General features: G+C 62.8%; 15 protein-coding genes. 9 read left to right on the forward strand and 6 right to left on the reverse strand.

Annotation, left to right across the window (positions count from 1 at the left end; all coding sequences use genetic code 11):
- The first annotated feature begins 20 nt into the window (after positions 1–20).
- The 5 genes from pimC to V1278_RS06405 all read left to right on the forward strand — a co-directional run bounded on the left by pimC (position 21) and on the right by V1278_RS06405 (position 5,793).
- Positions 21–1,211 carry a pimeloyl-CoA dehydrogenase large subunit gene (gene pimC, locus V1278_RS06385; protein WP_334380059.1) on the forward strand — a complete coding sequence of 397 codons (1,191 nt, stop codon included), beginning with the start codon at positions 21–23 and terminating at the stop codon, positions 1,209–1,211.
- A 186-nt stretch (positions 1,212–1,397) separates the two neighbouring features.
- The gene (gene pimD, locus V1278_RS06390; protein ID WP_334380060.1) at positions 1,398–2,537 is read left to right on the forward strand and encodes a pimeloyl-CoA dehydrogenase small subunit; all 1,140 of its coding nucleotides are present in this window, start codon (positions 1,398–1,400) and stop codon (positions 2,535–2,537) included.
- A gap of 179 nt (positions 2,538–2,716) precedes the next feature.
- Entirely contained in the window at positions 2,717–3,490 is a 774-nt protein-coding gene (locus tag V1278_RS06395; RefSeq protein WP_334380061.1) for an SDR family NAD(P)-dependent oxidoreductase, read from the forward strand.
- A 200-nt stretch (positions 3,491–3,690) separates the two neighbouring features.
- Entirely contained in the window at positions 3,691–5,193 is a 1,503-nt protein-coding gene (gene glpK / locus V1278_RS06400; RefSeq protein ID WP_334380062.1) for a glycerol kinase GlpK, read from the forward strand.
- Between the two features lie 6 nt (positions 5,194–5,199).
- Positions 5,200–5,793, forward strand: coding sequence for a GNAT family N-acetyltransferase (locus V1278_RS06405; protein WP_334380063.1), 594 nt, complete (start codon positions 5,200–5,202; stop codon positions 5,791–5,793).
- A gap of 155 nt (positions 5,794–5,948) precedes the next feature.
- Here the strand turns inward: V1278_RS06405 and V1278_RS06410 are convergent, their stop codons facing one another.
- Positions 5,949–6,368: a DUF6636 domain-containing protein gene (locus tag V1278_RS06410; RefSeq protein ID WP_334380064.1), complete on the reverse strand. Its 420-nt coding sequence runs from the start codon at positions 6,366–6,368 to the stop codon at positions 5,949–5,951.
- A gap of 111 nt (positions 6,369–6,479) precedes the next feature.
- Between V1278_RS06410 and V1278_RS06415 the strand changes: the two genes are divergently transcribed.
- Entirely contained in the window at positions 6,480–7,112 is a 633-nt protein-coding gene (locus V1278_RS06415) for a glutathione S-transferase family protein (protein WP_334380065.1), read from the forward strand.
- Between the two features lie 136 nt (positions 7,113–7,248).
- Here the strand turns inward: V1278_RS06415 and maiA are convergent, their stop codons facing one another.
- From maiA to metF, 3 genes are all read right to left on the reverse strand, one after another.
- Positions 7,249–7,911: a maleylacetoacetate isomerase gene (gene maiA, locus V1278_RS06420; RefSeq protein ID WP_334380066.1), complete on the reverse strand. Its 663-nt coding sequence runs from the start codon at positions 7,909–7,911 to the stop codon at positions 7,249–7,251.
- Positions 7,912–8,070: 159 nt separating this feature from the next.
- Positions 8,071–11,931, reverse strand: coding sequence for a methionine synthase (metH, locus tag V1278_RS06425; protein WP_334384116.1), 3,861 nt, complete (start codon positions 11,929–11,931; stop codon positions 8,071–8,073).
- A 4-nt stretch (positions 11,932–11,935) separates the two neighbouring features.
- On the reverse strand, positions 11,936–12,850 hold the full coding sequence (gene metF / locus V1278_RS06430) for a methylenetetrahydrofolate reductase [NAD(P)H] (protein ID WP_334365227.1): 915 nt from the start codon (positions 12,848–12,850) through the stop codon (positions 11,936–11,938).
- Positions 12,851–13,230: 380 nt separating this feature from the next.
- Here metF and V1278_RS06435 point away from each other — a divergent pair, with 380 nt between their 5' ends.
- Positions 13,231–14,250 carry an LLM class flavin-dependent oxidoreductase gene (locus V1278_RS06435; RefSeq protein WP_334380067.1) on the forward strand — a complete coding sequence of 340 codons (1,020 nt, stop codon included), beginning with the start codon at positions 13,231–13,233 and terminating at the stop codon, positions 14,248–14,250.
- A 705-nt stretch (positions 14,251–14,955) separates the two neighbouring features.
- Here V1278_RS06435 and V1278_RS06445 read toward each other — a convergent pair.
- Positions 14,956–15,816: a prephenate dehydratase gene (locus V1278_RS06445; RefSeq protein ID WP_334365225.1), complete on the reverse strand. Its 861-nt coding sequence runs from the start codon at positions 15,814–15,816 to the stop codon at positions 14,956–14,958.
- 119 nt (positions 15,817–15,935) lie between these two features.
- On the reverse strand, positions 15,936–16,682 hold the full coding sequence (locus V1278_RS06450; protein WP_334380069.1) for a 3-deoxy-manno-octulosonate cytidylyltransferase: 747 nt from the start codon (positions 16,680–16,682) through the stop codon (positions 15,936–15,938).
- A gap of 201 nt (positions 16,683–16,883) precedes the next feature.
- Between V1278_RS06450 and V1278_RS06455 the strand changes: the two genes are divergently transcribed.
- Positions 16,884–17,432, forward strand: a complete 549-nt coding sequence (locus V1278_RS06455; protein WP_334380070.1) for a c-type cytochrome — start codon at positions 16,884–16,886, stop codon at positions 17,430–17,432.
- Positions 17,433–17,714: 282 nt separating this feature from the next.
- Positions 17,715–19,610, forward strand: coding sequence for an extracellular solute-binding protein (locus V1278_RS06460; protein WP_334380071.1), 1,896 nt, complete (start codon positions 17,715–17,717; stop codon positions 19,608–19,610).
- The last annotated feature ends 9 nt before the right edge of the window (positions 19,611–19,619 follow it).

Raw genomic sequence — 19,619 nt, forward strand, 5'->3', positions numbered from 1 at the left:
TTCGCTCACAGGAGGATCCGATGGATCTCGCTTTCAGCAAGGAAGAAATCGCGTTTCGTGAAGAAGTGAGAGCCTTCTTCCGGGATAACGTACCGCCGGAAACGCGGCGCAAGATGGTCGAGGGCCGTCATCTCTCCAAGGATGAGATGGTCGCCTGGTGGCGCATCCTGAACAAGAAGGGCTGGGGCGTCTCGCACTGGCCGAAGGAATATGGCGGCACCGGCTGGAGCTCGGTGCAGCAGTACATTTTCAACGAAGAGCTGCAGATGCATCCGGCGCCGGCGCCGCTCGCCTTCGGCGTCAGCATGGTCGGCCCGGTCATCTACACCTTCGGCAATGAGAAGCAGAAGCAGCAATACCTGCCGCGCATCGCCAATGTCGACGACTGGTGGTGCCAGGGCTTTTCGGAGCCCGGCTCGGGATCGGACCTCGCCTCGCTCAAGACCAAGGCCGAGCGCAAGGGCGACAAGTACATCATCAACGGCCAGAAGACCTGGACCACGCTGGCCCAGCACGCCGATATGATCTTCTGCCTGTGCCGCACCGACACGTCAGCGAAGAAGCAGATGGGCATCTCCTTCATCGTGTTCAGTATGAAGTCGAAGGGCGTCACGGTGCGGCCGATCGAGACCATCGACGGCGGCCACGAGGTCAATGAAGTGTTCTTCGACGACGTCGAGGTGCCGGTCGAGAACCTGATCGGCGAGGAAAACAAGGGCTGGGACTACGCAAAATTCCTGCTCGGCAACGAGCGCACCGGCATCGCCCGCGTCGGTGTCTCCAAGGAGCGGCTGCGCCGCATCAAGGAGCTCGCCTCCAAGGTCGAACAGAACGGCAAGCCCGTGATCGAGGACCAGGGTTTCCGCGAGAAGCTGGCGGCCTGCGAGATCGAGCTGAAGGCGCTCGAACTGACGCAGCTCCGCGTCGTCGCCGACGAGGGCAAGCACGGCAAGGGCAAGCCCAACCCGGCGTCTTCGGTGTTGAAGATCAAGGGTTCGGAAATCCAACAGACCACCACCGAACTTCTGATGGAAGTGATCGGCCCGTTCGCCGCGCCTTACGACGAGCATGGCGACGACGCCTCCAACGAAACCATGGATTGGACCGCCCAGATCGCGCCAAGCTACTTCAACAACCGCAAGGTCTCGATCTACGGTGGTTCCAACGAGATCCAGCGCAACATCATCACCAAGGCGGTGCTGGGACTGTAGGCAAGATAGCGCCAGAACAACGCACGTCGTCCCCGCGAAAGCGGGGACCCAGTACGCCGCGGCGGTCGTGATTTACGAAGAACGCCGGTGAATACTGGATCCCCGCATTCGCGGGGATGACGACTGTGGGGGGCGCGGATGCCCGCGCATGACGACGAATTTGGTTAGCCGGAGAAAGAAAACAACATGGATTTTGATTTGTCCGAGGAGCAGCGGCTTCTCAAGGAAAGCATCGACGGTCTGTTGACCGATTCCTACGATTTCGATGCGCGCAAGAAGTACCAGAAGGAGAAGGGCGGCTGGAGCAAGGCTGTCTGGGGCAGGCTCGCCGAGCAGGGCCTGCTGGGCCTGCCGTTCGCGGAAGCCGACGGCGGCTTCGGCGCCGGCGCGGTCGAGACCATGATCGTGATGGAAGCGCTCGGCAAGGCGCTGGTGCTGGAGCCGTATCTCGCCACCGTCGTGATCGGCGGCGGCTTCCTGCGCCATGGCGGCTCGGCCGAGCAGAAGGCCGCACACATCCCCGGCATCATCGACGGCAGCAAGACCTTTGCCTTCGCGCAGCTCGAGAAGAACTCGCGCTATGATCTCGCCGACGTCTCGACCACGGCCAAGCAGAAGGGCGGGGCTTACGTGATCGACGGTGAAAAATTCGTCGTGCTCAACGGCGAGAATGCCGACACGCTGATCGTGACCGCGCGTACCAAGGGCAGCCGGCACGACAAGACCGGCATCGGTGTGTTCCTCGTGCCAGCCAACGCCAAGGGTGTCACCCGCAAGGGCTATCCGACCCAGGACGGGCTGCATGCCGCCGACATCACCTTCACCGGCGTCGAGGTTGGTAGCGACGCCGCGATCGGCGATCCCGAGAACGGCTTGCCGCTGATCGAGCGCGTGGTCGATGAAGCCCGCACCGCGATGTGCGCGGAAGCCGTCGGTGCGATGGATGAATCGCTGAAGACGACCGTCGAGTATCTTAAGACGCGAAAACAGTTCGGCGTTCCGATCGGCAGCTTTCAGACTCTGCAGCATCGCGCCGCCGACATGTTCGTCGCCCTCGAACAGGCCCGCAGCATGTCGATGTTCGCGACCATGGCGGCCGATTTCGAAGACGCCAAGGAGCGCGCGACCGCAGTTGCCGCTGCCAAGGTGCAGATCGGGAAGTCCGGAAAATTCATCGGCCAGCAGTCGATCCAGCTCCACGGCGGCATCGGCATGACCCAGGAAGCCAAGATCGGCCACTACTTCAAGCGCCTGGCCATGATCGAGAATATGTTTGGCGACACCGACTACCACCTCCGCCGCGTCGCGGAAGGTGGGCTGGTGTAGGGCGCAGCCACTGTCATTGCGGGGCAACGAATGTTGCCCCGTCATTGCGAGCGAAAGCGAAGCAATCCATAGTGCCGCGCTGGGATAGATGGATTGCTTCGTCGCTGCGCTCCCTTGCGCAAACGCTTCGCGTTTGTCGCAGGCAATGACGGGGAGAGAGTTAGGGAGAGAAAACAACAATGAAAAGCACCCCGTTCGATCTCACCGGAAAAGTCGCCGTCGTCACCGGCTCCAGCCGTGGCATCGGCCGTTCCTCCGCCGAACTGTTGGCAAAGCTCGGGGCCAAGGTCGTGATCTCCAGCCGCAAGGCGGATGCCTGCGAGGAAGTGGCCGAAGGCATCAAAAAGGCCGGCGGCGACGCCCATGTCATCCCCTGCAACATCTCGCGCCGCGAGGAGGTCGAGGCGCTGATATCGGGCACGACAAAGCATTACGGCAAGGTCGATATCCTCGTCTGCAACGCCGCGGTGAACCCCTATTACGGCCCGCTGCTCGATATCAAGGACGAGGCCTTCGACAAGATCATGGGCAGTAACGTCAAGAGCAACATCTGGCTCTGCGCGCTGGCGATCCCGCAGATGGCGGAGCGCGGCAACGGCTCGGTGGTGATCATCTCGTCCATCGGCGGCATGCGCGGCTCGACTGTGATCGGCGCCTACGGCATTTCGAAAGCGGCGGATTTCGCGCTCTGCCGCAGCCTTGCCGGCGAATGGGGCCCAAAGGGCGTCCGCGTCAATTGCGTCGCGCCGGGCCTCGTTAAAACCGATTTCGCCCGCGCGCTGTGGGAAGACGCCGAAAACCTAAAACGCCGCACCGCCACCACGCCGCTGCGCCGGATCGGCGAGCCGGATGAAATCGCAGGCGCCGTGGCGTACCTCGCCTCCGATGCATCCTCCTTCATGACCGGCCAGACCATCGTGGTGGACGGCGGCGTGACCACGGCGGCGACGTAGTTTCCACCGTCGCCCTGCGAACGCAGGGACCCATACCGCGTTGTGCCCTCGGTTAGCACGAGATGGCAGACGTTCTTCGTCAAACCAAAGCCGGTGGTTATGGGTCCCTGCTTTCGCAGGGACGACGACGGAGATATTGACCTTCGCCTCCCAATCGGATTGCCTCTCCGCAACCAACAATCCTTCGGGGAAGCAGCGTCATGTCCTTTGTGCTGGCCATCGATCAGGGCACCACGTCCTCGCGCGCCATGGTGTTCCGCAGCGATATTTCCATCGCCGCCACGGCGCAGCAGGAATTCCCGCAGCATTTTCCGGCGTCGGGCTGGGTCGAGCACGAGCCGGAGGACATCTGGACCTCGACGTTACAGGTCTGCCGCGAGGCGCTGGAAAAGGCTGGCCTTAAAGCGCAGGACATCGCCGCGATCGGCATCACCAACCAACGCGAGACCACGGTGGTGTGGGATCGCGCCACGGGGCAGGCGGTACACCGCGCCATCGTCTGGCAGGACCGCCGCACTGCGGATATCTGCGCCAGGTTGAAGAGCGAAGGCCACGAGCCCGCGATCTCGGCCAAGACCGGCCTGATCATCGATCCCTATTTCTCCGGCACCAAAGTCGCATGGATGCTCGATCACGTCCCGGGCGCGCGCGAACGCGCCGGGCGCGGCGAACTGATGTTCGGCACCGTCGATTGCTATCTGCTATGGCGACTGACCGGCGGCAAGGTGCACGTCACCGACGCCACCAACGCCTCGCGCACGCTGCTGTTCAACATCCACACCGGCGACTGGGACGACGAGCTCTTGAAAATCCTGCGCGTGCCGCGCTCGATGCTGCCCGAGGTCAAGGATTCCTCCGCCAAGTTCGGCGAAACCGTACCCGACCTGTTCGGCGGCGCGATCGCCATCTCCGGCATCGCCGGCGACCAGCAGGCCGCAACCATCGGCCAAGCCTGCTTCACGCCCGGCATGATCAAGTCGACCTACGGCACCGGCTGCTTTGCCCTGCTCAACACCGGCACCACGCCGGTCGCCTCGAAGAACAAGCTGCTCACCACCATCGCCTATCAATTGAACGGCAAACGCACCTATGCGCTCGAAGGCTCGATCTTCGTCGCGGGCTCGGCGGTGCAATGGCTGCGCGACGGCCTCGGCATCATCAAGCAGGCGTCCGAAACCGGCCCACTCGCCGACAAGTCCGATTCCATGCAAAGCGTCTATCTGGTGCCGGCCTTCGTCGGCCTCGGCGCGCCGTACTGGAATCCGCGCGTCCGCGGCGCGCTGTTCGGCCTGACCCGCAACACCGGCCCGGCCGAACTCGCCCATGCCGCCCTCGAAAGCGTCTGCTACCAGACCTTCGACCTCTGGGCCGCGATGCGCGCCGACTGGCCGGACGCCGCCGCTGCCAACATCGTGCTCCGGGTCGACGGCGGCATGACCGCTTCCGACTGGACCATGCAGCGCCTCGCCGACTTGCTGGATGCACCGGTCGACCGGCCGAAGATCCAGGAGACCACAGCGTTAGGCGCCGCCTATCTCGCCGGGTTGAACGCCGGCGTCTACCCCGAGCCCGCAAAATTCGCCGACAACTGGCGGCTGGAGCACCGCTTCAAGCCGGCGATGAGCAAGGCGACGCGCGAGCGGAAACTGGCGGGTTGGGCGAGGGCGGTGAAAGGCGTGCTGGCAAGCGATGAAGGGGAGTGACGTCAGTTGATCGTGCCCGATGGCTATTCGGACGTTCCCGCCGGCAAGATTGCGGCCGTTGTCACGCATCTGGAGATGACTGAACGGCCCGCGCTGCGTTCCGCTCCGCCCCGAGCCTGGTCGCTGCGTCGGGTGGAGATGCCGCCGCTCGATTGGTTTCGCGATCTCTATCGTCGCGTCGGCGAGGAATGGCTGTGGTTCTCGCGAACGCAGATGCCGGACGCCGAGCTCGCGGCACGGCTTCATTCTCCGCAGCTCGAAGTCTACGCGCTGGTCGATGAGGGCCGTGACGAGGGTCTGTTGGAGTTGAATCTTCGCGAGCCTGGCCAATGCGAGATCGGCATGTTCGGTGTCACCGCAAAACTGGTCGGCACCGGCGCCGGCCGCTGGCTGATGAACCGCGCGCTGGAGCTCGCATGGTCGCGGCCGATTAACCGCGTTTGGCTGCACACCTGCACCTTCGATCACCCCGCCGCGCTCGCCTTCTACCAGCGCTCGGGCTTTCGCGCCTTCCGACGGCAGATCGAGGTCGTCGACGATCCGCGGCTCGACGGCACCGCACCGCGCGATGTGGCGAAGCATGTGCCTGTAATCGAGTGAATCTGTCGCGCATCCTCATCCTCGGTCGTCATCCCCGCGGAGGCGGGCATCCAGTATTCCAGAGACGTTTCGGCAGAACCGAGCCGCCGCGGCGTACTGGATATTCGGCCTTCGCGGAGTATGACGACGTGTGTGGGGGCGTCGTCAGAACACTCTCAAAACATCTCCTGCTTGACCCGCGCCAGTGAGAACCCGCGCCGGTCGGTGTTGAAGCAGGTCACGCCGGCCTGCTCCGACGTGCACGTAAATCCCCCGCGCTGCCAGACCTCGCCGTAGGCCAGCACCGGCAGTGATTTGTCCATCACGGTGTCACCATGGCAGATGCGGGCGGCGGGGCCTTTGGCGTTCATCTCGAAGGCTTGGCCGTAATCGAGGTCGCAATCGGTAGGCCTCCGCGGCTTGGTTTCCATGACGCTGAGGTCGCAGCGGAGCACGTTCTGCTTGTCGTAGTCGAAATACTGGCAGGCGATGTTTTTGGATGGCGACTGGAAGCCGGTGACGGCGGATTGGGCGTGCGCTGGTGCGGCGAGAACCAATAGCGAGAGCGCGGGAAAGATCGGCCGCAAGCGAAGCATGATGTGTGACTCGTGGGTTGCAATAGGCTTAAACGTACTTAGGATGACGTGCAGCGCAACCCAAAGCAACCTCGTCAAGCCCGGCCATGACGAGCGGAGAGCACAACAACCATGATCCTGATCGGCCAATACGACTCCCCCTTCGTCCGCCGCGTCGCCATCGCCATGCGGCTGTATGACATCTCTTTCGAACACAAGCCGTGGTCGACCTTCGGCGACGCCGACAAGATCGCGCCCTATAATCCGCTGCGGCGGGTGCCGACGCTGGTGCTTGACGATGGCGAGGCGCTGATCGAAAGCGCGATGATCCTGGATCATCTCGACGATCGCGTCGGCCCCGAGAAAGCAATGATCGCCTCGCGCGGCGAGACGCGGCGGCGGCATTTGCGGATCGCGGCGCTGGCGATGGGACTCGGCGACAAGGGCGTCAGCCTGCTGTACGAACGCGTGCTGCGAAAGGAGAAGCAGCTCGATCTCTGGGTCGAGCGCTGCAAGTCGCAGATATCCGGCGTGCTCGACGTGCTGGAAAAGGAGCGCGCGGCGGTCAAGACGCCGTATTGGTTCGGCGAGAAGATCGGCCATGCCGATATCGCGGTCGCCTGCGTGCTGCGCTTCACCGGCGAGGCGCATCCCGCGCTGTTCGATGCCCGCTATCCGGCGCTGAAGGCGCATTCCGAGCGGTGCGAGGCGCTGCCGTCGTTCCAGGAAATCGTGCAGCCGCTGGCGCCGCCGAGCGGCGATTGAGCTGGACGGGGCCGCGCCCGGCCACGGCCGCGGAGCGGCGCCTAATCCTACTTTGCATGGGGTCGTTTTCGCGATTTTTTCAGGCCGGGGTGCGGCGCGTCCGGGGAATCGCACCGCCGGGCGGCCAGCCTCGCTTTCACACCTTAGGCCGCATCGCCTCCGGCGTATCCGGCTGCGCCAGCGGATGGGCTTTTTCAAATTCCGGCAGCGCCATCGCCGTCTCGAAAATGCGCTTCACGGTCGGATAGGTCGCCAGATTGACCTGCTGATTCAGCGCAGCGGTGACATGGCCGACCATGCAGATGTCGGCGATGGTCGGCGCATCGCCATGGCAGAATTTGCCGGTGCCCTTGTGGTCGGCAAGATGTCCCTCCAGCGCTGCCAGCGTCTCGGCGATCCAGTGCCGCCGCCACGCCGCCTGCTGCGTGTCGCGCAGATTCAGCTCGTGGTCGAGGTAGCGCCGCACCCGCGGCGTCAGCAGCGGGTGGCCCTCGCACGCCACCATCAGCGCCAGCGCGCGGACGCGGGCGCGGCCGGCGAGGTCGGAGGGCAATAGCGGCAGGGAGGGATATTTCTCGTCGAGATATTCGAGGATGGCGAGCGACTGGAACAGCGTGGTGCCGTCATCTTCCACCAGCGCCGGCAACGCCATCTGCGGGTTGATCCGGCGATACTCGGGATCGCGATGTGCGTTGGCGTCGAGGTCGACGAAGATCACTTCGACCGGAACGTTTTTCAGATTGAGCGCGATGCGAACGCGAAAGCTCGCCAGCGATCGCCAGAAGGAGAAGAATTTCATGGGGCCTCCGTCTCTCTTCCCCTCTCCGCTTGTGGGAGAGGGTGGATCAATCGTGCGAAGCACGATTGAGACGGGTGAGGGGTTCTCTCCGCGGATAGAACCCCTCATCCGGCGCTTCGCGCCACCTTCTCCCACAAGGGGAGAAGGGAAGAAAGCGAGTTATCCAGCTCCCACGGCCTTCTTCCGCCAGGCGAGGTGCACGGCGCAGGTGCAGCCGGGGGGATGCGAGGCGACGTCGTTGGCGGGGACGATCTCCGCCACCGGTGCCTTCGTCGCCGTCTGCTGCTGCGAAGGGATGTAGTTCAGCACCGGGGCCAGCCAGCGCTCGGTCTCGGCGACGCTCATGCCTTTGCGTGCGGCATAGTCCTCGACCTGGTCGCGCTCGATCTTGCCGACGCCGAAATAGAAGCTTTCGGGATGGGAGAAGTAAAGCCCTGATACCGACGAGCCCGGCCACATCGCAAAGCTCTCGGTCAGCTTCACGCCAGAAGTCTTTTCCGCATCGAGCAGGCGGAACAGCGTCGCCTTCTCGGTGTGGTCGGGCTGCGCGGGATAGCCGGGCGCCGGACGAATGCCGGCATATTGCTCCAGGATCAACTGGTCGGAGCTCAGCGCCTCGTCCGGCGCATAACCCCAGAATTCCTTGCGGACGCGCTGATGCATCCGTTCGGCAAAGGCTTCCGCGAGGCGATCGGCCAGTGCCTTGCACAGGATCGAGGAGTAGTCGTCATTGGCGTTCTTGAAGCGGTCGGCGACCGCGTCCTCGCCGATTCCTGCCGTGACGACAAAGCCGCCGATATAGTCTGATACGCCCGACGACGCAGGCGCGATGAAATCCGACAATGCGGCGTTGAAGCGGCCCTCGCGCTTCTCCAACTGCTGGCGCAGCGTATGGAACGTCGCGATCTTCTGCTTGCGGTTGTCGTCGGCATAAACCGCGATATCGTCTCCTTCCGCATTGGCCGGCCAGAAGCCGATCGTTGCGCGCGCGGTGAACCATCTCTCCTTGATGATGCGGTCGAGCATCTTGCGTGCGTCGTCATAGAGCGAGCGCGCGACCTCGCCGATCTTGGGATCGTCGAGAATGGCCGGGAAGCGCCCGGTCAATTCCCAGGTCTGGAAGAACGGCGTCCAGTCGATGTATTCGGCAAGCTCGGCCAGATCATAGGCGTCAAAAGTCTTGAACCCCAGGAACGATGGCTTGTTCGGTGGCGTTTTAACAAAGTCCGCCTTGACCGCATTGGCGCGGGCATCCGCCAGCTTAAGCCGCTTCTTGTCGGCCTGCGCGCGCAGATGCGCGGCCGAAATCTTGGCGTATTCGGCGCGGATGTCGGCGGCATAGGCCTCGCGCCTGTCCGGCGAGAGCAGCGACGACGCCACGCCGACGGCGCGGCTGGCGTCATTGACATGCACCACCGGTCCGCCCGGATAGTTCGGGTCGATCTTGACCGCGGTATGGATGCGGCTCGTCGTCGCGCCGCCGATCAGCAGCGGCATCTTCATGCCCTGCCGTTCCATCTCGCCGGCCAGAAAGCTCATTTCGTCGAGCGAAGGCGTGATCAGGCCCGATAGCCCGATGATGTCGGCGCCTTCGGCTTTCGCCGTCTCGATGATCTTGGTCGCCGGCACCATGACGCCGAGGTCGATCACCTCGAAATTGTTACATTGCAGCACGATGCCGACGATGTTCTTGCCGATGTCGTGGACGTCGCCCTTCACGGTAGCGAGCACGATCTTGCCGGCGGCATTGCGGCCGTCGCCGGTCACGCCATTGGCGAGGTTGCGCGCCTTCTCTTCTTCCATGAACGGCATCAGATAGGCGACCGCCTGCTTCATCACGCGCGCCGACTTCACCACCTGCGGCAGGAACATTTTGCCGTCGCCGAAGAGGTCGCCGACGATGTTCATGCCCGCCATCAGTGGGCCCTCGATGACGTTCAGCGGGCGTTCGACCGTCAGCCGCGCGGCCTCGGTGTCTTCCTCGATGAATTCGGTGATGCCATGCACCAGCGCGTGGCTCAGCCGCTTTTCGACCGGCCATTCGCGCCAGGCGAGGTCCTGCTCTTTTGTCTGCTTCTCCTTGCCGCGGAACTTTTCCGCCAGCGCCAGCAAGCGCTCGGACGCGCCGGGGTCGCGGTTGAGGATCACGTCCTCGCACACCTGGCGCAGCTCGGGATCGATATCGTCATAAACGATCATCTGCCCGGCATTGACGATGCCCATGTCCATGCCGGCGTGGATGGCGTGATACAGAAATACCGAGTGCATCGCTTCGCGCACCGGCTCGTTGCCCCGGAACGAGAACGACAGGTTCGAGACGCCGCCGGAGACATGCGCTCCCGGCAGGTTCGTCCGGATCCAGCGCGTTGCCTCGATGAAGTCGACGCCGTAATTGTTATGCTCGTCGAGGCCCGTCGCGATCGCAAAGATATTGGGGTCGAAGATGATGTCCTCGGCCGCAAAGCCGACCTCGTTGACCAGGATGTCATAGGCGCGCTTGCAGATTTCGGTCTTGCGCGCGAACGTGTCGGCCTGGCCGATCTCGTCGAACGCCATCACCACAACGGCCGCGCCATGGCGGCGCGCGATGCGGGCCTCGTGGATGAACTTCTCCACGCCTTCCTTCATCGATATCGAGTTCACCACCGGCTTGCCCTGAACGCATTTCAGGCCGGCCTCGATCACATGGAATTTCGAGGAATCGACCATCACAGGGACGCGCGCGATATCCGGCTCGGCGGCGACGAGGTTGAGGAACGTCACCATCGCGGCTTCCGAATCCAGCAATCCCTCGTCCATGTTGACGTCGATGATCTGCGCGCCGTTCTCGACCTGGTCGCGCGCCACCTGAAGTGCCGCGGCGTAATCGCCCGCGGTGATCAGCTTGCGGAATCTCGCTGAGCCCGTGACATTGGTGCGCTCGCCGACGTTCACGAACGGAATCGCCGGCGTCAGTTCGAACGGCTCCAGCCCTGACAGCCGCAGCCGCGGCTCGATCACGGGCACGATACGCGGCTTGTGCGGGGCGACCGCCGCCGCAATCGCGGCGATATGATCGGGCGTGGTGCCGCAGCAGCCGCCGACGATGTTGACGAGGCCGGCTTCGGCGAACTCGCCGATCAGCCGCGCCATGTATTCCGGCGTCTCGTCGTACTGGCCGAATTCGTTGGGCAGGCCGGCATTCGGATAGGCGCAGATAAGCGTGTCGGCCACGCGGCCGATATCGACGATATGGGCGCGAAGGTCTTCCGCGCCGAGCGCGCAGTTGAAGCCGACGGTAATCGGCTTGGCGTGGCGGATCGAATTCCAGAATGCTTCCGGCAATTGGCCGGAGAGCAGGCGGCCGGATTTGTCGGTGATGGTGCCGGAGATCATCACGGGCACGTCGATGCCGCGTTCCTCCGTGATTTCCGAAATCGCGTAAAGCGCCGCCTTGGCGTTCAGCGTATCGAAAATGGTTTCGACCAGCAGCAGGTCGGCGCCACCGTCGAGCAGGCCGTTGACCTGTTCGCCATAAGCCTTGCGCAGATCGTCGAAGGTGACGGCGCGATAGCCGGGGTTGGAAACGTCGGGCGAGATCGAGGCGGTGCGGTTGGTCGGGCCGAGCGCGCCGGCAACGAAGCGCGGCTTGCCGTCCTCGGCCGAGACGCGCATCGCTGCGGCGCGGGCGAGTTTTGCGCCGTCACGGTTCAGCTCATAGGCGAGGTCCGACATGTCGTAGTCGGCCTGCGCGATCGAGGTGGACGAAAACGTGTTGGTCGCGACGATGTCGGCACCGGCGCGCAGATAGGCGGCGTGGATGTCCTCGATCGCCTCCGGCTGCGTCAGAATCAGCAAGTCGTTGTTGCCTCTGACGTCGCGATGGAAGTCCTTGAAACGCTCGCCGCGAAACACTGTTTCGTCGAACTGCAGGCCCTGGATCATGGTGCCCATGGCGCCGTCGAGCACCAGGATGCGTTCGCGGGCGGCAGCGAGCAGGGCAGTTCGCTTCGGCGAAACCTTCGGAATCGAAACACTCATCGGATCAGGCGGCTTTCTGTGCGCCATTGGGGCGTATGCCCAGCAAATGGCTGATCGCGAACACGAGGTCCGCGCGGTTCATGGTGTAGAAGTGAAAGGTGTCGACGCCGTGCTTGGCGAGCTTTTGCACCTGGCCGGCGGCCACGGTGGCGGCAACGAGCTTGCGGGTCTCGGCGTCGTCATCCAGGCCTTCGAATTTGTCCGCCAGCCAGGCCGGCACCGTGGTGCCGGCGCGGGTCACAAAACTCCGCGCCTGCTTGAAATTGTGCATCGGCATGATGCCGGGGACGATCGGAATATCGATGCCGCGGGCGCGGACGCGATCGAGGTAGCGGAAGTAGAGATCGTTATCGAAGAATACTTGCGTAATGGCTCGCGCCGCGCCGGCGTCGACCTTGGCTTTGAGCGTATCGATATCGGCGTCGATGGTCGGGCTCTCCGGATGTTTTTCCGGATAGGCCGACACCGAGATTTCGATATCTGGATAACGCTTCTTGATGCCTGTGATGAGATCAGGCGAACTCTGGTAGCCGTCCGGATGTGCACGATAGTCGGTGCCGATGCCGGTGGTGGGATCGCCGCGCAGCGCTACGATATGGCGGACGCCGATCTCGTGATAGCGCGCTACCACGTCGTCGATCTCGCCCTTGGGCGCGCCGACGCAGGTCAGGTGCGCGGCAGGCGTTAGCCGCGTCTCTTTCAGGATGCGGGCAATGGTCGAATGGGTCCGCTCGCGGGTCGATCCTCCGGCGCCATAGGTCACCGAGACGAAATTGGGGGCGAGCGGCGCCAGCCGGTTGATGGTCTCCCACAGGCTCCGCTCCATCTCTTCGGTCTTGGGCGGAAAGAACTCAAAGGAGATCTTTGGCGAATGCAGCGCGCGATGGCCGTCGAAAGCGGGGGGCGTAACCTCGGTCATGGCACTTCACAAAGCTCCGAAACAATGGGCCGGACGTCAGCCGTAGCGACGATGGGCTAAAATAAGCGAAACAAGGCGGGCCAAACAGCCCATTGGAGATGGGAAGTAGCCCAATATGTGCAAAATACACGAAATTTTTGTCTTGTTAGAAGGGGCAAGTGGGCTATGTTATAGCAAATTACATAGCAAAAACAATTAGTAAGAAAAAGGTTGGTCGTGGAGGAGGTGTATTTGGCGGTGGGCAATGGCGTAGTTGTCGAGTTTGTCACATTTCATCCCACTCCAGTGTTGCGATGTGGCGCTCCTCTCCCCACAAGCGCGGGCCTGATCTGCGCCGGCCAGGCCTTTGTCGGCTTCGCTTGCCGCATTAGCTTAGCGCCATGATTCCGCTTTCCGTCCTCGACCTCTCCGTCGTCACCACAGGCACAAAACCCGCCGCCGCGCTGCAGAACAGCGTTGATCTCGCGCGCCATGTCGATGGGCTCGGCTATGTCCGCTACTGGCTCGCCGAGCATCACAATCTGGCGTCGGTGGCGAGTCCCGCGCCTGATTTGATGATCGGGCAGATCGCCGCGGTGACCAAAAACATCCGCGTCGGCTCCGGCGGCGTGATGCTGCCCAACCATGCGCCGCTGGTGGTGGCCGAGCGCTTCAAGATGTTGGAGGCGCTGTTTCCCGGCCGCATCGATCTCGGGCTCGGCCGTGCGCCCGGCACCGATGGCGCGACCGCCCATGCGCTGCGCAGCCGGCTCGACCGCCGCGAGGGCGACGATTTTCTTGAACGGCTGAGCGAACTGGTGTTGTGGGAGACCCGCGGTTTCCCGGCCGGCCATCCCTACAACAATGTGGTGGCGATGCCGGACGACACGCCGCTGCCGCCGATCTGGCTGCTCGGCTCCTCCGACTACAGTTCGGAATTGGCGGCGCAAGTCGGCATGGGCTTCGCGTTCGCACATCATTTTGCTTCCTACGACGCGATTGCGGCGATGACGAACTACCGCAGCCACTTCAAGTCGTCCGGCTGGCGGGAAACCCCACACGGCATTCTCGCCGTTGCGGCGGTCGCCGCCGAGACCGATGCGGAGGCTGAGAAACTCGCCTCCTCGATGGACCTCAACCGCCTGCGCCGCGATCGCGGGCAATACCTGCCATTGCCGAGCGTCGAGGAAGCGCTGGCCTATGATTACACCGACGCCGAGCGCGCCTCGGTGATGCGCAACCGTTCGCGCCTGTTTGTCGGCAGCCCCGCAACCATCATGGCGAAGCTGCAGCCGATGATTACCGCCAGCCAGCCGGATGAACTGATGATCATCACGGCGGTGTACGACCACGACGCGCGGAAGAAGTCATACAGCCTGCTAGCGGAAGCGTTCGGGCCGAGCAAGAAAGCCGCCGCCTAGATCGTGATGACTTTTCTGCGAATCTGTATCTCATTCTCTTGAGCATTCCTGCTTTTTCAGCATTCCTGATCTGCATGCCTGCGCTTGTTCGAGCCTCAAAAGCAACCAAGCGTTGTCAAGGAAGTTGTTGAAGTCTCCAGCCAAGGAGACAAACCATGGAACTGAAATCTGCAGTTGTTGGGTTGGCCGCCCTCGGCGGCGTTATGCTCGCCGCCGGCTCAGCTTCCGCCGCGATGCCGAACGGGCTTCCGCATGCCGACCAGATCTCACGCCAGACCGCTGATGTTGAGCAGGTCCGCTGGGTCTGCAATGCCTGGGGTCGCTGCTGGTGGCGTCCGGGACCGAGATGGTATGGCGCCTATGGCGCTTGGGGCCCGCGCCCCGTGTGGCGCCCGGGATGGCGCGGCGCCTATGCTTGGGGCGGGCCAGTTTGGCGCCCGCGGCCGGTGTGGGGTCCGCGTCCAGGATGGGGGCCGCGTTCAGGGTGGGGCTGGAACGGCCGGTGGTGATCGGAGAGGGGGCGTACGCCGGCTGATAACGCCGCGAGTACCGCTTTCATAATATATCCGTATCCGCTGCACCGCTAATGCCGCGCAACTCGCCGCTCGCTGGTAAGCGTCTGGCCGCTGCACGTCACGAATCTGCGCTCTCCGCGCCCACGGCAGCAGTCGCGCCGGGAGACGCGAACAGATGCCTGTGCGTCCCTTAATCCTGCTTCTCGCTAAAGGTCGCGCGGAACGGGTGGCCGGGATAGACGCCGACGATGCGGAATTCGCGCGAGAAGAACTTTAGTTCTTCCAGCGCGAAGGCGAGGCCCTTGTCCTCGGGATGGCCGTCGACGTCGGCATAGAACTGCGTCGCAAAGAAATTGCCGTCGACCATGTAGCTTTCCAGCTTGGTCATGTTGACGCCGTTGGTGGCAAAGCCGCCGAGCGCCTTGTAGAGCGCAGCGGGCAGGTTGCGCACCCGGAAAACAAAAGTGGTGACCAGCGGGCCCGAGCCTTGTTTCGCCCAGTCGGCCTCGCGCGCCAGCACCACGAAGCGCGTGGTGTTGTGCGCCTCGTCCTCGACGTCCTCGGCCAGGATATCGAGGCCGTAGATTTGCGCCGCCAGCCGGGAGGCGATTGCGGCCACGCTTCTGTCGTTGCGTTCGGAAACGTCGCGCGCGCTGCCGGCGGTGTCGGCGGCGACGATCGGCTTGATGCCGAGCTTGCGGATGATGCGGCGGCATTGGCCGAGCGCATGGACGTGGCTCTCCACCGTCTTGATGTCGGCGAGCTTTGTCCCCTTCGGCGCCATCAATTGATGGCGGATCGGCAAAAACCATTCTCCGACGATGAACAGACCGGACGCCGGCAGCAAATGATGGATGTCGGCGACGCGCCCCGCCACCGAATTCTCGATCGGGATCATGCCGAGATCGGCCTCGCCCGAAGCGATCGCCGACAGCGCGTCCTCGAAGGTCGCACACGGCATCGGCTCGGCGTCGGGATAGGCCTCGACGATGGCGATATGGGAATTGGCGCCAGGCTCGCCCTGGAATGCGATTTTGAGCTTTTTGGTCATGTTGTCTTTCCTGGCGGGCCTTTTAGCAGCCGATCAGGCCTTGGCTATAGCGTTTTCAAGCGAAGTGGATACCGGTTCGCGTGAAGAAAACGCGTCAAAACAAAAGGATAAAGCCTCGTTCAATCAGAATGAGGCTTTAGTATCTTACGGGCGGTTTCGAGGTCGGCCGGGGTATCGACGCCGCGCGGCACGCTATCGACGATGGTGATGTCGATCCGCATCCCGGCTTCCAGCGCGCGGAGCTGTTCGAGCTTTTCCTGCTGCTCCAGCGGGGAGGGAGCCAAGGTCACGAACCGCTGCAGTGCGGCGCGGCGGTAAGCATAGAGGCCGATATGGTGGTAGCGCGGTCCGTCACCGTGAGGCGCGGTGGCGCGGGTGAAATACAGCGCGCGCAGCCGGTTTGGACCGATCGGCGAGCCGATCGCCTTCACCACGCTCGGCGCCCGGTCCTCCTCCTCGGTGTGGATCTGCGAGGCTAGCGTCGCGATGTCGACCGCGGGGTCGTCGAGCGGCGGCAGCGCGGCGCGGATGGTGTCCGGCATGATCGTCGGGAAATCGCCCTGCAAATTGACCACGATCTCCGCCTTGCCGGCCGGGTCGAGCGCCAGCATGGCCTCGTGGATGCGGTCGGAGCCGGAAGCGTGGAAGGCACGGGTCATCACCGCCTCGCCGCCGGCAGCCCGCACCGCGTCGGCGATCTCCGGCGTGTCGGTCGCAACCGCGACCCGGCCGATCTTGGCTTCTTCCGCCCGCCGCAGCACGTGCACGATCATCGGCAGGCCGGCGATATCCAGCAGCGGCTTGCCCGGTAGCCGGGTCGCCGCCATCCGGGCGGGAATCAGCACCAAAATACGGGAATCGGTCATCGTCTGAAGGCCCGGCGGGATAGCTGGTTTTGATGCGGATGGGACGAAATTCGGCGCGTTTATACGGGTTGCCAGAGCCCGGGCAAACCGATATCTCAACCCCTGCTGAGGGTGCGGCGCGAAAGGCTGATTCCTCACGCCCACCCGCGGCCGTTTTGCCGGCCTTCAGTCGACCTTTCCGGCCTGGAGCCTGATCCCGTTATGGACTCCTTCGAACTCAACAAGATTCTTGGTGCCGTTCTTGGCACCTGCATTCTTCTTCTGGTGACGAGCTTTGCCGCCCAGGCGATTTTTGCGCCCGCGAAGCCGGAAAAGCCGGGCTTCGAGATCGCCGTGAAGGAAGACACCTCTCACGCAGCCAAGGAAGCGGCAGCTCCCTCCGAGCCGATCGAGAAGCTTTTGCAGACCGCGTCCGTCGAGAAGGGCACGGCCGCGGCCAAGAAATGCGCCGCCTGCCATACGTTCGAAAAGGGCGGCCCCAACCGCGTCGGGCCCAATTTGTACGGCGTCTTGAACGAGCCGAAGGGTCAGGGTCGCGGCGGGTTCAACTTCTCGGCCGCCTTGAAGGGCAAGGGCGGCACCTGGACCTATGAGGACCTCAACAAGTTCCTCGCCAATCCCAAGGCCTTCGTTCCGGGCACGGCGATGGGCTTTGCCGGTATCCCGAAGGACAGCGAGCGCGCCGACGTGATCGCCTATCTGCGCAGCCTCTCGGAAAACCCGGCTCCGCTTCCGACGGCGGCGAAGTAATATTTCGTCAGTCCGGGACTTCGCCACGACATGACGGCCAGGCATTGCCTGGCCGTTTGCATATGAGGGATCGCATTGTTGCTATCGGAGTTGTTACCGGGACTTTTCGCCGCAGCGGCGGTGTTCCCAAGCTGCTATCATGAGGAAAAAGCAACGTAATTCGTCGAACCCTTGCCTTATATTAGGTCCTCACTAGCTCGGCCTTGTTGTTTGCGTGGTTCGTGGCAGGGGCGGCGAACTTCGAAACAACGGATACTGGCGTCAGCAACAGGAATTCTGCATTTGGCCATTACCCGACGACATCTTCTCCAGGGCAGCGCAGTTGCCGCCATGGCACCCGCATTGGGGCTAGGCATCCCCGAAATTTCGCCGGCTCACGCGCAATCGGACGCGGGCGAACTGGTCTTTCGGCACGCGCTGTCGCTGTTCGGCGAGATCAAATACCCGGCCGACTTCAAGCGCTTTGACTATGTCAATCCGGAGGCTCCGAAGGGAGGCACCGTACGCCAGATCCAGATCGGTACGTTTGACAACTTCAACCTTGTGGTTGCCGGCGTCAAAGGCTCGCTGGCAGCCGGCGTTCAGTTGATCTACGAATCTCTCATGACGCAGTCGCTGGACGAGGTCTCGACCGAGTACGGCGAATTGGCCGAAGCCGTAAGCCACCCCGAGGATTTCTCCTGGGTGACCTATCGCCTCCGGCGAGAGGCCAAATGGCATGATGGAAATCCCGTCACGCCTGACGACGTGATCTTCTCCCTCGATTCGTTCAAGCAACATCATCCGCAGTACTCGGCCTACTATCGCCATGTGGTGAAAGCTGAAAAGGTCGGTGATCGCGACATAAAATTCAGCTTCGACGCGCCCGGCAATCGCGAACTCCCGCTGATCGTCGGACAACTCACGATCTTGCCGAAGCATTGGTGGGAGGGCACCGACAGCGAAGGCCGCAAGCGCGACGTCTCCGCGACAACGCTGGAGAAGCCGCTAGGCTCGGGCCCCTACCGCATCAAGGAGTTTGTCCCGGGAAGGACGCTGACGCTGGAGCGGGTGAAGGACCATTGGGGACGCGATCACAGCACGTATGTCGGCCGCAACAATTTCGATGAGCTGCGCCTGGAATATTTCCGGGACTCGACGGTCGCGCTCGAGGCGTTCAAGGGCGACCAGGTTGATTGGCGTACCGAAAACAGCGCCAAGAACTGGGCAACGGCCTATGACTTTCCGGCCGTCAATGACAAGCGCGTGCTGCTCGAGGAGTTTCCGAACCGCAGTTCCGGAATCATGCAGGCGTTCGCGCTGAATATCCGGCGTGACCAGTTCAAGGATCCGCGGGTGCGTCGCGCACTGAATTATGCGTTCGACTTCGAGGAAATGAACAAGCAGATATTCTTCGGTCAGTACAAGCGCATCAGCAGCTATTTCGACGGCACAGAACTGGCTTCAAGCGGCCTGCCGCAAGGCAAAGAGTTGGAAATACTCGAGGCCGTCCGCGCGGAAGTGCCACCCGAGGTATTCACCAAGCCCTATACCAATCCGGTCGGCGGCAGTCCCGAAGCGGTTCGCGAAAATCTTCGTGAGGGGCTGCGTCTACTGAAGGAAGCCGGCTATGAGGTGCGCGAGCGCAAGCTGGTCGATAGTAAGACGGGAGCGCCATTTGCGCTCGAATTGCTTGGTGCAGAGCCGACCTTCGAACGGGTCATGCTGTTTTTCAAACCTTCTCTGGAGCGGCTAGGTATCGCGGTCAGCGTGCGCACGATCGATCCGACACAGTATGAAAACCGCCTTCGTAGCTGGGATTTCGATGTCGTCGTCTCGTCGTGGGCGGAATCGTTGTCGCCCGGAAACGAGCAGCGCGAATATTGGGGTTCGCAGGCGGCGGACATGGCGGGTTCGCGCAATATCATCGGCATCAAGAATCCCGCGATCGACAAATTGATCGAGCGGGTGATCTATGCGAAGGGCCGGGAAGACCTTGTTGCAGCGACCAAGGCGCTGGACCGCGTGCTGCTGTGGAATCACTATGTCGTGCCGCAGTGGAATTATCCCAAGGTCCGGACGGCGCGTTGGGACCGTTTCGGCCGTCCGACCGAACTGCCCAAATACGGCCTGTCCGGCTTCCCCGCGATCTGGTGGTATGATGCCGACAAGGCGGCAAAGATCGGAAGACGGTCTTGAAGGATATCC

It is taken from the genome of Bradyrhizobium sp. AZCC 1577 (genome assembly GCF_036924575.1).
Taxonomy (GTDB): Bacteria; Pseudomonadota; Alphaproteobacteria; order Rhizobiales; family Xanthobacteraceae; genus Bradyrhizobium.